Source organism: Ralstonia pickettii, assembly GCF_016466415.2.
GTDB lineage: Bacteria > Pseudomonadota > Gammaproteobacteria > Burkholderiales > Burkholderiaceae > Ralstonia > Ralstonia pickettii.
This window is the reverse complement of record NZ_CP066771.1, coordinates 1,006,968-1,021,928: the sequence shown is the minus strand read 5'-3', so window position 1 is coordinate 1,021,928 and position 14,961 is coordinate 1,006,968. Positions and strand designations below refer to the sequence as shown.

The following is a 14,961-nucleotide window of genomic DNA, read 5'->3' as shown; positions in this document are numbered from 1 at the left end:
CCCTCTTGGTGTCTTAAGGCAGGTAACGCTACGAGATCGACAGGCAGGTTAAATGCCTTCGACCACGATCATGTTCATGTTGGCAGCCTTGGCGCGCGCATTACGCGCAGCGCGATATTCCTCGCTGTTGTAGAACGTCTTGGCGGCATCGTAGCTCGGGAACTTGAGCACAACGATGCGGGTAGGGTTCCACTCGCCTTCCAGTGGCTCGGTCTTGCCGCCGCGCACCAGCGGCTCGGCGCCATGCGCTTGCATGGCCTTGGTCGACAGCGTCTTGTATTGCTCGTACTGCACGGGGTCTGTCACGTCCACGTACGCGAGGATGTAGCCAGCGGCCATGTGTCTCTCCGGATGCCAAAACGAAAACTGAACTGGGCTGAACCGAAAACGACAGCGGCGGCTGGTAGAGCCGCCGGTCATCGGGGGAAATCAGTCGAACTGATTTTCCAGGAAACCGCTGCGCTTGGTGAGCGCATCCAGTTCTTTCAGTACTGACAGCAAGTCTTTCATGCGCCGCAGCGGCACAGCATTCGGGCCATCTGATTTTGCGCATGCGGGATCGGGGTGCGTTTCCATGAAGACACCTGCAATCCCCACAGCGATCGCGGCACGCGCCAGCACCGGCACGAACTCCCGCTGGCCGCCCGAACTGGTGCCCTGGCCGCCCGGCAGTTGCACCGAATGCGTGGCGTCGAACACCACCGGCGCCCCCGTCTCGCGCATGATCGCCAGCGAGCGCATGTCCGACACGAGGTTGTTGTAACCGAACGAGGCGCCGCGCTCGCAGGCCATGAAGTTGTCTTCCGGCAGACCGGCATCGCGGGCAGCGTGACGCGCCTTGTCGATGACATTCTTCATGTCGTGCGGTGCGAGGAACTGGCCCTTCTTGATGTTGACGGGCTTGCCGCTCTGCGCGCAGGCGCGGATGAAATCGGTCTGGCGGCACAGGAACGCCGGCGTCTGAAGCACGTCCACGACTTCGGCCACCGGCTTGATCTCGTCGATCTCATGGATGTCGGTCAGCACCGGCACGCCCACCTGGCGACGGACTTCCGACAGAATGCGCAGCCCCTCTTCCATGCCCAGACCGCGGAACGAAGCGTCCGACGAGCGGTTCGCCTTGTCGAACGACGACTTGTAGATGAACGGAATGCCCAACGCACCCGTGATCTCCTTGAGCGTGCCGGCGGTGTCGATCGCCATCTGCTCGGATTCGATCACGCAGGTGCCGGCAATCAGGAAGAACGGTTTGTCGAGGCCGACTTCGAAATCGCAGAGTTTCATGATGTTCCCGTGCGCCGGCACTCAGGCGACAGCGCGTTGCGTGTTCTGCTGATGTGCCAGCGCGGCTTCCACGTAGGCCTTGAAAAGCGGGTGGCCGTCACGCGGCGTCGAGGTGAATTCCGGGTGGAACTGCACGCCGACGAACCACGGGTGCATCGACGCCGGCAGTTCCATCATTTCCGGCAGGTTTTCAGACGGCGTACGCGCGGAGATGATCATCCCGGCCTTTTCCAGCTGCGGCACGTAGTGGTTGTTCACCTCGTAGCGGTGACGATGGCGTTCGTTGACTTCCGCGCCGTAGATCGCCGCTGCCTTGGTGCCCGGCTGAACGGGTACGCGCTGCGAGCCCAGGCGCATGGTGCCGCCCAGGTCGGAGTCGGCCGAGCGCTTTTCGACGCGGCCATCGCGATCCAGCCATTCGGTGATGAGTGCGACCACCGGGTGCTCGGTCTCGTCGTTGAATTCGGTGCTGTTGGCGTCCTTCATGCCGGCCAGATGGCGTGCAAACTCGATCACGGCCAACTGCATCCCCAGGCAGATGCCCAGGTACGGCACACCCTTTTCACGAGCGTATTGGATTGCGCGGATCTTGCCTTCCGTACCACGCTTGCCGAAGCCGCCCGGCACCAGAATCGCATCCAGCGTATCCAGCACCTGCGTATGGCCCGATTCCAGTTCTTCGGAATCGATGTACTCGATATTGACGCGCGTCGAAGTGTGCAGGCCGGCGTGGCGCAGCGCTTCGATCAGGGACTTGTACGACTCGGTCAGGTCAACGTACTTGCCGACCATGCCGATGGTGATCTCGTGCTGCGGGTTTTCCAGCGTGTGCACCATGTGCGCCCACACCGACAGATCCGCCGGCGGAGCTTCGATGCGCAGCTCTTCGCAGATGATGCGATCCAGCCCCTGCTCGTTGAGCATCTGCGGGATCTTGTAGATGGTGTCGACGTCCCACACCGAGATGACCGCGTCCTGCGGCATGTTGGCGAAGAGCGAAATCTTCGCGCGTTCATCGTCGGGAATCGGGCGGTCAGCGCGGCACAGCAGCGCGGTCGGCTGGACACCGATTTCGCGCAGCTTCTGCACCGAGTGCTGGGTCGGCTTGGTCTTCAGTTCGCCGGCGCTGGCGATGAACGGCACCAGCGTCAGGTGCGCGAACGCCACCTGGTTGCGACCGAGGCGCAGGCTCATCTGGCGTGCGGCCTCGAGGAACGGCAGCGATTCGATATCGCCCACCGTACCGCCGATTTCCACGATCGCCACATCGGCCTTGCCGTCGTGCGATGCCGCGGCGCCGCGCTCGATGAACGCCTGGATTTCGTTGGTGATATGCGGAATGACTTGCACCGTCTTGCCGAGATACTCGCCGCGACGCTCCTTGCGGATCACGGATTCGTAGATCTGGCCGGTGGTGAAATTGTTCGCCTTGCGCATCTTGGCCGAGACGAAACGCTCGTAATGGCCAAGATCGAGGTCGGTTTCTGCGCCGTCCTCGGTCACAAACACTTCGCCGTGCTGGAACGGGCTCATGGTGCCCGGGTCGACGTTGATGTAGGGATCGAGTTTGAGGAGGGTGACTTTGAGGCCGCGCGACTCGAGAATGGCCGCGAGCGAGGCGGCGGCGATGCCCTTGCCGAGTGAGGACACTACGCCACCGGTAACGAATACGAACTTGGTCATGACCTAGCTTGCCGGGGAAAGCCGGATTATAGCAAAGGTCCCCCTCCGTTCCGTGACAGAACGGTGGAATTTGCCCAAGCGCAGTCTCGCCTATGCGGCGTGCCGCATGGCGCCTGCGTTGGCGCGCATTTCATCGATCAACTCGCGGATCAACGCGGCCGTTTCGAGCGGCTTTTCCATCGGATAAAGATGGCTGCCCTCGATCCAGCGCAGCCTGCCGCCGACGATGCGCCGAGTGGCGCCCAGTCCGACCTGGCGAATCTCGCGCGAGCGGGTGCCTGCCACAAAGCTGACCGGGAATGCCGTCCCGCCCGCGACCTTGCGCCCCATGTTGGTCGGCAACGTGCGGTAGATCTGGTATTCGATTTCGCGGGAGAAGCGCAGTGTGCGCTCGCGGTCACGGCCGGTGGGCTCGGTGCCATGCTCAACATAGTCGCGCAGCACCTCTTCGTCCCACCGATCGAATTTGCGTTTGGCCTTGAAGTGGCTCCAGACGGCGTCGAGATCGGGCCATAGGTGGCGCCGGTTCTTTGTTGCCGCGGCAGGTGATTGGCTCTCGTCGATGTCGAGCCATTGCGCCACGCGCAGCAGCTTGGCGCGCCATCCCGCGATGATCGGCGAATCGAGCATCACGACGCCCCGCACCCGCTCGGGCCGGCGCAGCGCCGCCATCAGGCTGAGGAAGCCGCCAAGCGAATGGCCCACCAGCCAAACCGGCTCAGCCTGCGCGTCGATTTCTGCAAGCAGTTCTTTCACGAGCCCCGGCCATGACCGCGTTACCGGGAAACGTGGATCGTGCCCAAAGCGCTCCACTGCACGAATGTCGAATTCGTCACCGAGCACGCCGAGCATCTTGCGATACGTTCCGACCGGAAAGCCGTTGGCATGCGAAAAGAGCATCACGTCGCGCATCTCGGATCCTGTGCCGTTCAGCGCGACTTCTGCGACCCGCCGGCCACGCGCTGGATCGTGGACACCTGCTCCAACGCCGGGCCGGGGGCGCGGTCCGGTGTGGCGGGGGCTTCGGCGGCGGGCGGCGCAATGCGGACGGGCCCCACCTCTGCCGAGGGGTGCCCCTCGCGGCGCAACGGGTGCGCCGGCGAAGTGCCGGTTTCCCAATCCGGATCGTCGATTTCAGCAAACACCTGGCGCAGACGCTTGCCCCACGTGCCGCGGATCATCGCGAAATAGGGGTTGTCTTCGTCAATGGCGACAAAGCGCGTCACCTGCAGGGAGTCGGCCTCGTAGACCAGCAGATCCAGCGGCAAGCCCACGGAAATATTGGACTTCAGCGTCGAATCCATCGAGATGAGCGCGCATTTTGCAGCTTCGTCCAGCGGCAGCCCGGGGCTGACCACGCGATCGATGATCGGCTTGCCGTACTTGGCTTCGCCAATCTGGAAATAGCAGTTCTCGGGCGTCGCTTCAATGAAGTTGCCCGCCGCGTAGACGTTGAACAGGCGCGGCCGCTCTTCGCCAATCTGCCCACCAAAGATGATGCTGACGTTGAAATCGATCTTGGCCTTGGCCAGCGCCGCGGCGTCGCGGTCATAAACGTCGCGCACCGCCTCGCCCACGATCGTGGCCGCCTCGAACATGTCACGCGCCGTCCACAGCGAGCGCGGCTTGCCGCGCGCTTCGGTCAACACCTGGCGCACAGCCTGGCTGATGGCGAGATTGCCGGCCGTCAGCAGCACCATGACGCGATCGCCTTCGCGCTCGAAGACGGTCATCTTGCGGAAGGTGGAAATGGCGTCCACGCCCGCGTTGGTACGGGAGTCAGACAGGAACACAAGGCCTGCGTCCAGGCGCATGGCGACGCAATAAGTCATCGGCGAAACAACAAACGGAAACGGTGGTTGAGGGCATTCTAGCGCGGCGATCAGAACCCATCCGCGCGCTTGGAAGAGATGCTCAATTCACTTGCGCAGCCTCGGCGGGCAGCGGCTCGATGGAGATGCTGACATCCAGTGTCTCAGCACCCCCGCCCTGCCGCACGCCGCGAACCGGCGCAGCCGACTGGTAATCACGCCCGACCGCCAACCGGATATGGCGCGCATCGGTAAAGCATTGGTGGGTGACGTCGATGCTGCACCACGTGTGGGATTCGGCATCGAGGCAGACGTCGGCCCAGGCGTGACTGGCAAGGTCTTCTTCGCCCACGGCCTGGAAATAGCCGCTGACATAGCGCGCCGGCACGCCCAGTGCCCGGCAGCACGCGACCATCACCTGCGCCTGGTCCTGGCATACGCCCGTGCCCAGGCCAAACGCCTCCGCAGCAGCCGTGCCGACGTGCGTGGTGTTCGGCTTGTAGCGCACACGCGTGGCAATGGCTTGCGCCAGGCGCACGGCAGATTCTGCGTCGCCGTGCACCAGTGCATGCTCGCGCGCAAAGTCGATCATCTCGGCGGGCGCGGAAGTCAGCGGCGTGGGGCTCAGAAAATACAGCGGCGAAACGCGATAGCGCCCCTGCTCGGGGGCGTCGACAAACCGTTGGCTGCCAGGCGAGCCCGCAGGAAACGCTTCGACAATACCGCGCGCGTCGATGATGACGTCTTCCGTACGGTTGCCGAGAGTGAAGTGGTGGACGATGTTGCCAAAACCGTCGGTGGCGCGCGTGAGGTTGCCAGGCGCGTGGACCTGCCAGCTCTCCACCTGCTGCAGCTCGCCGCTGCGAGGCGTCAGCCGCAGCTCATGCACGCTGTGGCGTAGCGGCTCGGCATAACGGTAGACCGTCGTATGTCGAATTTGGTATTTCACGATGACACGGGCGCCGCCCGAAAGCGGCGCCCCGATTTATGCACAATGCCCTGCAGGGTCATGCGACCTCGAGCGGCACCAGGAAATCCTGGCTGATGCCGTTGCCCAGGTCGCCGATCCGCTCCAGGAAGTTGGTCAGCCAGGCATGCAGGCCGACCGAAAAGATATCTTCGATGCGGGCGTACCGCAGGTCGGCGTGCAGTTTACCAGCGCGACGCTCCGTCTCCGCCGATTGACTGTTGCGCACGGTCGAAAGAATCGCAACCACCTCGTCCATGCTGGCCAGCAGCGAACGCGGCATGTCGCTGCGCAGGATCAGCAGTTCCGCCACGCGCGTCGGCGTGATGACGTTGCGATAGATCTTGCGATACACCTCGAAGCCCGACACGGAGCGCAGCGTGGCGGCCCAGTGATAGAAGTCGCCCTGCTCGGCGGCCGATTCATCGCGTGTGGGCGTGGACTGGAACTTCACGTCGAGCAGCCGCGCCGTGTTGTCCGCACGCTCCAGGAAGGTCCCGAGCCGCATGAAGTGGAATGCGTCGTCCGTCAGCATGGTGCCGACCTGCACGCCGCGCGACAGATGCGAGCGGAACTTCACCCACTCAAAGAACTGCGACGGATCCTCGCGCAGCATGCCTTCGGCAATCAGGCGCTGCACGTCGAGCCACGTGGTGTTGATGGTTTCCCACACTTCCGTTGTGAGGGAGCCGCGCACTGCGCGGGCGTTCTCACGCGCGCCGCGCAGGCAGCTCATGATCGACGACGGGTTGGTCATGTCGCGCACCATGAAGTCAATCACGTCGTCGCGCGAAAGCAAGCCATAGCGGTCGGCAAAAACCTGCGTGAGTTCGGATATATCGAGCATCGCCCACCAGCCCTGCTCCGCCACTTCCGCCGATTGCGGCATCAGCGAGGTCTGGTAGTTCACGTCGAGCATGCGGGCGGTGTTCTCGGCGCGTTCGGTGTAGCGCGCCATCCAGAAAAGGTGGTCTGCGGTGCGGCTGAGCATGGCGTTCCCTTCTACGTATCCGATATGCGGTGGATCGATCAATCGATTGCCAGGTTGCGTCGCTGCGCGTGCGTTCAGCGCTCCAGCACCCACGTGTCCTTCGTGCCCCCGCCCTGCGACGAGTTGACCACCAGCGAGCCGGCCCGCAAGGCCACACGCGTGAGGCCGCCCGGCACCATGCGCACGTCCTTGCCGGACAGCACAAAGGGCCGCAGATCGATGTGGCGCGGTGCAATACCAGCCTCCACATAGGTTGGGCAAGTCGACAGCGCCAGGGTGGGCTGGGCGATGTATTGATCAGGGCGCGCCTTTACCACCTCACGGAAAGCGGCAATCTCTTCCTGCGTGGCAGCCGGACCGACCAGCATGCCGTAGCCGCCTGCCCCGTGCGTCTCCTTGACCACCAGTTCGCCCATGTGGTCCAGGACGTATTGCAGGTCATCCGGCCGGCGGCACATGTACGTCGGCACGTTATTCAAGATCGGCTCCTCGCCCAGGTAGAAGCGGATCATGTCCGGCACATACGGGTAGATAGACTTGTCGTCTGCCACGCCGGTGCCGATGGCATTACAGATCGTCACGTTGCCCGCGCGATAGACCGACAGCAGCCCCGCTGCGCCGAGCGAAGAATCCGGCCGGAAGACGAGCGGATCGAGGAAGTCATCGTCCACACGGCGGTAAATCACATCGATACGCTGCGGGCCCTGCGTCGTGCGCATGTAGAGATGGTCGTCCTGCACGAACAGGTCGTGCCCCTCCACGAGTTCAACGCCCATCTGCTGCGCCAGGAACGCGTGTTCGAAATACGCGGAGTTGTACATGCCGGGCGTGAGCACCACCACGGTCGGGTCGGCAATGTTCTGGGGCGAGACGCTGCGCAGCATGTCGAGCAGCATGTCGGGGTAATGCGCGACCGGCGCCACACGATTGCGTGCGAACAACTCCGGAAACAACCGCATCATCATCTTGCGGTTTTCCAGCATGTACGACACACCGGAAGGCACGCGCAGGTTGTCTTCCAGCACGTAGAACTCGCCCTCGCCGGCGCGCACGATGTCGATGCCGGCCACGTGCGCGTAGATGTCGCGCGGCACGTTGACGCCCAGCATGTCCGGGCGGTATTGCGCGTTGTTGTAGATCTGATCGGGCGGTATGACGCCCGCGCGCAGGATGTTCTGCTCGTGGTAGATGTCGTGCAGGAAGCGGTTCAGCGCATCAACGCGCTGCCGCAGGCCGCGCTCGAGCGTGGCCCATTCGCTTGCGGGGAAGATGCGCGGAATGATGTCGAACGGGATCGTGCGTTCGGTGCCGCTGTTCGATTCGTCCTTGTCGCCGTACACAGCAAAGGTGATACCGACGCGGCGGAAGATCAGGTCTGCCTCGGCGCGCTTGTTCTGCAGGGTCGTGGCGGATTGCGCGCCCAGCCATTCGGCGAAACGTCCGTAGTGGCTGCGAACCTCGCCCTGCTGGACAAGCGCTGCCGGGGCCGGTTGGGCGGCATGGGGGCTGCGGTCCCCGTCATGCCATTTGAGCATTTCATCGTAGAACCGGACTGCCATGCTTTTCTCCCCCTGACGGCGCCGCGCGATGTACGCGGCACGTGGTTTTTATAGCACAGCGGTTTTGCCCCCCACAATGGGGCCAACCGGTTATGCCACCAAGTTTCACGGCGGGGCATCGAAGGCGCCGGCGGCCGTTGCCAGGGGGTCCACTTCGCGTGCGGAAGACCAGTAGCGCGGCCGCATGGCGCGCGCGGTCTGGATGTCCAGCACATCGCCGTCGGTCTGAATGACGACGGCACCGGTCTTGTCCGTGCGCAACCCGTCGATGTCGCGCGCTACGTAGCGCTGCCAAACCTGCGGATGCGGATGTCCGTACCGATTGCGGTAGCCGACCTGGAAAACCGCCACTTGCGGAGAAACCGCGTCCAAGAACGCGCCGCTGGAGCTTGTCTTGCTGCCGTGATGAGGCACAAGCAAGATGTCTGCCATCAGTCGCTCAGGCGTTTCTGCGGCGATGAGGGCCCGTTCCTGGGCAGCTTCGATATCGCCGGTCAGCAAGGCGGCGTGGCGGCCATTGGCGATACGCAGCACACAACTGCGGGCGTTGCTGGACACGCGCTCGCTTTCAGCCGGCAAACGCCGCGGGTGCAGCACCTCAAAGACAACGCCGTCCCACGTCCATGCTTGCCCAGCCAAACAATCGGCAAAACCGATGTTGTTGGCATCGGCCGTGCCGCGCAGGGCATGCCCCGGAGGCAAAGACGCCAACATGGTGCGCACCGGCACCGCGCCGATCACCGTTTCGGTGCCACCGGCGTGGTCGTTGTCTTCGTGGCTGACGGCAAGCGTGTCGAGCGCTTCCACGCCATGTGCTCGCAGATAGGGAGCGATGACGCGGGCGGCGGCATCCGCATGGTCGCCGTAGCGCGGACCGGTGTCGAACAGCAGGCGATGGTTGGCCGTTTCAACCAAGGCCGCAGCGCCCTGGCCGATGTCGAACGCGACGAGCCGGAATTCGCCAGGCGATGGCAATGGCTCGCGCGCCAGTACCAACGGCAAGAGGAGCAAGGCGCCCTGTGCGCGCCACGCCCATGCGCGCAAGCCACCCGGCACCAGCAATAGCGCCACTGCAACCATCGACAGCAACACTGCCCACATGGGCCCGACCGGCGCAACCCACACAGACCAGCGCGGCTTCGCCAGCCATTCAAGCCAGACGACCAGCCACCGGAAGCTCGCTTCGGCCAACGCCAGCACTGGCTGCGCCAGCGGGTCCGGGAGGGCCGCGCCGATCAGCGCCAGCGGTGTCGTCACGAAACTCACCGCGGGAATTGCCAGCCCATTTGCCGCAACAGAGACGACCGACGTCTGCTGGAACAACAGCAAGGTCAAAGGCAACAGCCCGAATGTGACGGCGAACTGAATCCGCGTACCGCCGGCGAGCGCACGGCGCGTGGCTCCAACCCAGCCTGCGTTTTCACTGCGATGGCCATCGAGCGCCATCTGCGCCGCGATGAAGATGATCGCCACCGCGCCGAACGACAGCCAGAACCCCGCCGACATGACCGCCCACGGGTCCATCACCGCCACCGCGGCCGCCGCCCAGCACAGCGAGAGGCTGGCCGGCACATTCCGATCGGTCAGCCGGGCGATGGCTACGGTGGAGAGCATCAGCAGCGTGCGCTGCGCCGGCACACCCATCCCGGCGAGCAGGCAGTAGGCGAACGCCGCCAGCATGGCGGCGATGGCGCCTGTGCGCGGGGCCGGCATGCGCAGCGGCAATGGCGTACGCACCCAGCGCGCCAGCCAGAACGAGCGACGCCACAGCGCCATCCACAACGCTGCAAACAGCCCGGCGATCATCGTGATGTGCAGCCCCGAAATGCTGACGAGGTGGCTGATGCCGGTGCGGCGGAACAGGTCCCAGTCGTCGGGGGCGATGCCGCTCTGGTCGCCCATCACCAGGGCGACAATGACAGCCGCGTAGCGCCCATCGGGCAAGGCATCGAGGATGCGGTGCCGCACGCTGGCGCGCCAGCGCTCCACGCCGATTCCGAAACCGGTGCCCGCCTCATCCAGTGCAATGTTCTGCGCGCGCTTGCCTGTACGCACATAGCCGACGGCCCGGATGTTGTCGGCCAGCATCGCGTATTCGCCGTCAAAGCCGCCGGGGTTGGTCAGGCTGTGCGGGCGCTTTAGGCGCAGCGTCAATTGCCAGCGTTGGCCGGGCTGCAGATCGGGGATGCCGGCGCGTCGGTCCGGCTTTGCATCTTCCTCGCCCACGTTGCCCCACGTGCGTGTGCCATACCAGGACAGGCGCACGCGGGGTGGCACGGCACCACCTGCATTGCTGGATTCGATGTGGAAGAGAAAGCGGGTGGCGTCATCGCCGAGCTGCGGCAACTCGGCCACCACGCCGGTCGCGACGATGTCCTTGCCTTCCCACGCAGGGCTGAGCGCCACGGCCATGCGCTGCTGCGCGCGCCAATCGCTCCAGCCAAAGCCTGCCGCAACGGCGGCGGCGACCAGCAACACGTGAAACAGCGTTAGCCGACGCCGCGAGACCGCCGCCAGCAATAGACAGAGCACCAGCACGCCAAGCGGCAGCCACACCGGCAGCAGCGTCGCCTGCATCTGCAATGCCACGCAGCCGGCAACAAAGCCGATCAACCGCAGACGCATGTGCGAGCGTCAGGCTTGCAGGAGCGCTTCCAGGCGGGGAATGGCGTCGACGCTGTTGCGGCGCGCCTGCTCGGCCAGCGCCTCAATGGAGATGCCGCGCAGTTGCGCCATCGCATCGGCAATGCGCGCGACTTCCGTGGGTGCATTGCGCACACCGCCCTGCACCCCGAATTGATCATCGGCCAGCCAGGCTGGCGCGAGGTCAGGCGCGTCGGTTTCGAGCACGATCGACTCGATCGGCATGTCCTGCGCCAGCCGACGCACACGATTGGCGCGCGAAAAGGTAAAGACGCCGCCAAACCCCAGTTTGAAACCGGAATCGACAAAGCGATACGCCTGTTCCGGGCTGCCGTTGAACGCATGCGCAATGCCGCGTACACCCGCCTTGGCCGCGGCGCTCTGTACCTGATCTTGCGACTTGCGCACGTGCATTAGCACAGGCAGGTCGAATTCGCGAGCGATGCGCAGTTGCGCACGGAACACGGCGTTCTGCCGCTCAACGTCGTAGTCGGGGATGAAGAAATCGAGGCCGATCTCGCCGATGGCCACGAAGCGCGGGTCGTCCATGGACGCGGCGACCTGGCGGCGCAGTTCGAGCAGGTCATCGTCGCTGGCCTGCGCAGCGTAGATCGGATGGATGCCCAGCGCATAACTGCACCCGGCATGCCGATGGGCCAACGCGCGCACCGTATCGAAGTTCCAGCGCGCGACTGCCGGCACGACGATGTGATCGACGCCCGCCGCGCGCGACTGCGCGACGACCGCATCACGGTCGGCATCAAAGTCGCTGGCGTCGAGGTGGCAATGGGTGTCGATCCACATGGTCAGTTCTGCGTAGGGAAAAGCGGCAACCTACCGGAAAGCGCGGACTTCTGGAATCCGCCTTTTCCGATCATGCTGGCGGGCTTAGCGCTCCTGGTGCAGATGGCCGTCGCGCAGGCGGAAGATGCGGTCGCAACGGCCGGCCAGCTCGATATCGTGCGTGACGATGACAAAGCTCGTGCCCAGCGTGCGCGTGAGTTCCAGCATCAGGTCAAACACTTCACCGGCGGTGTGATCGTCGAGATTGCCGGTCGGCTCGTCAGCCAGCACGCAAGCTGGAGACCCGACCAGCGCGCGCGCAATCGCCACGCGCTGACGCTCGCCGCCGGACAGCTCACCCGGACGGTGTGCCGTGCGCGGGCCCAGACCCACGCGTTCGAGCATCGCCTGTGCGGTGTGGCGCGCTTGCGCTTCTTCCACGCCCCGGATGCGCAGCGGCATCGCGACGTTGTCCAGCGCCGTGAATTCGGGCAGCAGATGGTGGAACTGATAGACGAAGCCGAGCGCCTGGTTGCGCAGCGTATTGCGCTCGCGCTCCTTCATGGCCGTGAACGGCTTGCCGAGCAGCGAAACGCGGCCCGACGTCGGTTCATCCAGCCCGCCCAGCACATGCAGCAAGGTGCTCTTGCCTGAGCCCGACGCGCCGACGATGGCGACCTTCTCGCCCACGCCAATGCGGATGTCCACACCCTTGAGTACATCGACGTTCAAACCGCCCTGGCGAAACGACTTGGACAGCCCTTCCGCTTGCACCACCACACCCTGCGGCGCCGCGGCCGGCGCTTCCATGGAAGTCATGACGGCCTCACTCATAGCGCAGTGCCTCCGCCGGGTTCACGCGCGAGGCGTGCCAGCTTGGATACAGCGTCGCCACCGACGCGAGGATGAAGGAAATGACGCCAATGGTCGCAATGTCGTTCACGCGGGGGTCCGAGGGCAGTTCGCTGATGAAATAGATGTCACGCGGCAGGAATTGCACGTGGAAGAGACGCTCGATGAACGGCACGATCACGTCGATGTTGTAAGCGATGAGCGTGCCGAAGCCCACGCCCAGCAACGTGCCGATAAACCCGATCGCCACGCCCTGCACGATGAAGATCTTCATGATCGACGCCGGCTGTGCGCCCATGGTGCGCAGGATGGCGATGTCGGCCTGCTTGTCCGTCACCGTCATCACCAGCGTCGACACCAGGTTGAACGCCGCCACGGCGATGATCAACGTGAGGATGATGAACATCATCTTCTTCTCGGTCTTCACGGCGGCAAACCAGTTGCGGTTCTGGCGCGACCAATCGCGGATGTACAGCTCGCCGGACAACGTGCGCGACAGGGCTTCGGCCACCTGCGGGGCGCGGTCCATGTCGACCAGCTTCAGGCGCACGCCGGTCGGGCCATCGAGGCGGAACAGGCGTTCAGCGTCGTCCATGTTGACCAGCGCCAGCGAGCTGTCGAACTCGTAGTGGCCCGATTCGAAGATGCCCGTCACGGTGAACTGCTTCAGCCGCGGCAACACGCCCGCCGGGGTGATGGTGCCCTGCGGCGCCACCAGCGTGACCTTGTCCCCTTGATGCACGCCCAGGCCATTGGCGAGCTGGCTGCCCAGGGCGATGCCGAATTCGCCGGGTTTCAGATCATCGATCGTGCCTGATTTGAAATCCTTGGCGATGTCCGACACCTTCGGCTCGTCCGCCGGCGACACCCCGCGCAGCAGCACGCCGCGCACCGCCTCGTCGCGCGTGATCATGGCCTGCGCGCCCACGTAAGGCGCCGCGCCGATGACTTCCTTGTTCTGCATCGCCTCATTGGCGGTACGCTGCCAGTCCGGCAGGCTGTTCGGCGCCATCACTTCGATATGGGCCAGAACCGACAGCATGCGGTCCCGCACTTCCTTCTGGAAGCCGTTCATGACCGAAAGCACGATGATCAGCGCCGCCACCCCCAGCGCAATGCCGAGCATGGAGATGAGCGAAATGAAAGAGATGAAGCTGTTGCGGCTGGCGCGCTTGCTTGCGCGTGTATACCGCCAGCCGATCTGCCATTCGTATGGAAGTTTCAAAGGGGGTTCCCCGTGGGTGTGATTTGTCCGGCTCACTGGCCGACGAGCCGGAAGTTTACAATCTCGGAGCCATGATTCCTGAACTCACCCTGATTGTCCCGTTTTGCGCGCCCGCTGCCGAGGTGGCCGACGACGCTTACCGTCAATTGACCTTGCCGGGCCTGGAAAGGTTGCTCGCACGTGCGCGCGAGGCCGAGCGCGAGCGCCACGACGACGCCTACCTGCCCACGCTGCCGCACGAGCGCTGGCTGGCCAAGCACGCCGGGCTGCCGATTTCTCCGCTGCCGTCCGCGCCCTACATGCGCCTGGCGGACGGCGGCACCGCCGACACGCGCACCTGGGCCTGCCTGCAGCCGGTCCACATCCACGCCGCCCGGGACCATCTGGTGATGCTCGACCCAGCCCAGCTCCGCCTCGAGGCCGCCGACGCCGACGCCCTGCGCGCTGCCATCGCCCCCCTGGTTGACGAGATGGGGATCACGCTCGATGCCATGCACGCCGCGCGCTGGTACGTCGCCGATTCGCCCTTTGGCGACCTCATTGCCGCCGCCCCGCAGCGCGCCACCGGCCACAACATCGACATCTGGATGCACAAGGGCGAGCAGGAGCGCGCCTGGCGCAAGTTCCAGAACGAGATCCAGATGACGTGGTACGACCACCCCGTCAATCAGGCACGCGAGGCGCGCGGCCTGCTGCCGGTCAACTCGGTCTGGCTATTCGGCCAGGGCGCGCTGGTTGACGCCCGCCCCATTGCCGAGCGCATGATCGGCGCTGATCCGTTCTTCGCCGGCTTATGCCACGCCGGCCACGCCACCGAACTCTGCGCCGAAACCTTGGCCGCGGTGCCGTTCGACGACACAAGCGCCGCCGCGCTGCTGGGCGACGCCGGCAAGCCCTATCTTTCCGCCGACTGGTACGACTGGATCGAAACCCTGCGCGCCTACGATCGCGACTGGTTTTCCCCCGCCGCCGATGCGCTGGCGGACGGCCGCATCGACGCCGTCTCGCTCGTGCTGACCGGCGACTCGCATTACGCCCACTACCGCGTCACCCGCCGTGAACTCGCCATTGGCCCGTTCGGCTGGCTGCGCCGCTTCAGTCGTCCACGCACCTTGCGTGATGCGCTCTCCCCGCTTTCGATGGCCGCTTGAGCCTGATCCCGC

The 14,961-nt window shown here is 64.6% G+C and carries 13 protein-coding genes; 1 reads left to right on the top strand and 12 read right to left on the bottom strand.

Annotated features, from left to right (window positions below; translation table 11 throughout):
• Positions 1–48 precede the first annotated feature (48 nt).
• The 12 genes from RP6297_RS04870 to RP6297_RS04815 form a co-directional block, all read right to left on the bottom strand.
• Complete coding sequence (locus tag RP6297_RS04870; RefSeq protein ID WP_009238484.1) at positions 49–339, bottom strand: DUF1330 domain-containing protein; 291 nt, start codon at positions 337–339, stop codon at positions 49–51.
• Between the two features lie 90 nt (positions 340–429).
• Positions 430–1,284: a 3-deoxy-8-phosphooctulonate synthase gene (gene kdsA / locus RP6297_RS04865; RefSeq protein ID WP_009238485.1), complete on the bottom strand. Its 855-nt coding sequence runs from the start codon at positions 1,282–1,284 to the stop codon at positions 430–432.
• A gap of 21 nt (positions 1,285–1,305) precedes the next feature.
• The gene (locus RP6297_RS04860; RefSeq protein WP_009238486.1) at positions 1,306–2,967 is read right to left on the bottom strand and encodes a CTP synthase; all 1,662 of its coding nucleotides are present in this window, start codon (positions 2,965–2,967) and stop codon (positions 1,306–1,308) included.
• Positions 2,968–3,057: 90 nt separating this feature from the next.
• The gene (locus tag RP6297_RS04855; protein WP_009238487.1) at positions 3,058–3,879 is read right to left on the bottom strand and encodes an alpha/beta fold hydrolase; all 822 of its coding nucleotides are present in this window, start codon (positions 3,877–3,879) and stop codon (positions 3,058–3,060) included.
• Positions 3,880–3,896: 17 nt separating this feature from the next.
• Positions 3,897–4,799: a hypothetical protein gene (locus RP6297_RS04850; protein ID WP_009238488.1), complete on the bottom strand. Its 903-nt coding sequence runs from the start codon at positions 4,797–4,799 to the stop codon at positions 3,897–3,899.
• A gap of 82 nt (positions 4,800–4,881) precedes the next feature.
• Positions 4,882–5,727, bottom strand: coding sequence for a transglutaminase family protein (locus RP6297_RS04845; RefSeq protein WP_009238489.1), 846 nt, complete (start codon positions 5,725–5,727; stop codon positions 4,882–4,884).
• A 58-nt stretch (positions 5,728–5,785) separates the two neighbouring features.
• Entirely contained in the window at positions 5,786–6,736 is a 951-nt protein-coding gene (locus RP6297_RS04840; RefSeq protein WP_009238490.1) for an alpha-E domain-containing protein, read from the bottom strand.
• A gap of 74 nt (positions 6,737–6,810) precedes the next feature.
• Positions 6,811–8,295 (bottom strand): circularly permuted type 2 ATP-grasp protein, encoded by a 1,485-nt coding sequence (locus tag RP6297_RS04835; protein ID WP_009238491.1) that lies wholly within the window; start codon positions 8,293–8,295, stop codon positions 6,811–6,813.
• Positions 8,296–8,400: 105 nt separating this feature from the next.
• Positions 8,401–10,920 carry a DNA internalization-related competence protein ComEC/Rec2 gene (locus tag RP6297_RS04830; RefSeq protein WP_009238492.1) on the bottom strand — a complete coding sequence of 840 codons (2,520 nt, stop codon included), beginning with the start codon at positions 10,918–10,920 and terminating at the stop codon, positions 8,401–8,403.
• Positions 10,921–10,929: 9 nt separating this feature from the next.
• Positions 10,930–11,742, bottom strand: a complete 813-nt coding sequence (locus tag RP6297_RS04825; RefSeq protein WP_009238493.1) for a TatD family hydrolase — start codon at positions 11,740–11,742, stop codon at positions 10,930–10,932.
• Between the two features lie 84 nt (positions 11,743–11,826).
• Entirely contained in the window at positions 11,827–12,555 is a 729-nt protein-coding gene (lolD, locus tag RP6297_RS04820; RefSeq protein ID WP_009238494.1) for a lipoprotein-releasing ABC transporter ATP-binding protein LolD, read from the bottom strand.
• Entirely contained in the window at positions 12,548–13,798 is a 1,251-nt protein-coding gene (locus tag RP6297_RS04815) for a lipoprotein-releasing ABC transporter permease subunit (protein ID WP_009277363.1), read from the bottom strand. Before RP6297_RS04815 ends, lolD begins: the two co-directional genes overlap by 8 nt.
• 71 nt (positions 13,799–13,869) lie before the next feature.
• Between RP6297_RS04815 and RP6297_RS04810 the strand changes: the two genes are divergently transcribed.
• A complete protein-coding gene (locus RP6297_RS04810; RefSeq protein WP_009277362.1) occupies positions 13,870–14,949 on the top strand; it encodes a hypothetical protein in 1,080 nt (359 codons plus the stop codon).
• Positions 14,950–14,961: the final 12 nt, after the last annotated feature.

Coding starts and splice junctions, on each gene's coding strand:
- RP6297_RS04870 (WP_009238484.1), bottom strand. CDS start 339: ATGGCCGCTGGCTACATCCTCGCGTACGTGGACGTGACAGACCCCGTG.
- kdsA (WP_009238485.1), bottom strand. CDS start 1,284: ATGAAACTCTGCGATTTCGAAGTCGGCCTCGACAAACCGTTCTTCCTG.
- RP6297_RS04860 (WP_009238486.1), bottom strand. CDS start 2,967: ATGACCAAGTTCGTATTCGTTACCGGTGGCGTAGTGTCCTCACTCGGC.
- RP6297_RS04855 (WP_009238487.1), bottom strand. CDS start 3,879: ATGCGCGACGTGATGCTCTTTTCGCATGCCAACGGCTTTCCGGTCGGA.
- RP6297_RS04850 (WP_009238488.1), bottom strand. CDS start 4,799: ATGACTTATTGCGTCGCCATGCGCCTGGACGCAGGCCTTGTGTTCCTG.
- RP6297_RS04840 (WP_009238490.1), bottom strand. CDS start 6,736: ATGCTCAGCCGCACCGCAGACCACCTTTTCTGGATGGCGCGCTACACC.
- RP6297_RS04835 (WP_009238491.1), bottom strand. CDS start 8,295: ATGGCAGTCCGGTTCTACGATGAAATGCTCAAATGGCATGACGGGGAC.
- RP6297_RS04830 (WP_009238492.1), bottom strand. CDS start 10,920: ATGCGTCTGCGGTTGATCGGCTTTGTTGCCGGCTGCGTGGCATTGCAG.
- RP6297_RS04825 (WP_009238493.1), bottom strand. CDS start 11,742: ATGTGGATCGACACCCATTGCCACCTCGACGCCAGCGACTTTGATGCC.
- lolD (WP_009238494.1), bottom strand. CDS start 12,555: ATGAGTGAGGCCGTCATGACTTCCATGGAAGCGCCGGCCGCGGCGCCG.
- RP6297_RS04810 (WP_009277362.1), top strand. CDS start 13,870: ATGATTCCTGAACTCACCCTGATTGTCCCGTTTTGCGCGCCCGCTGCC.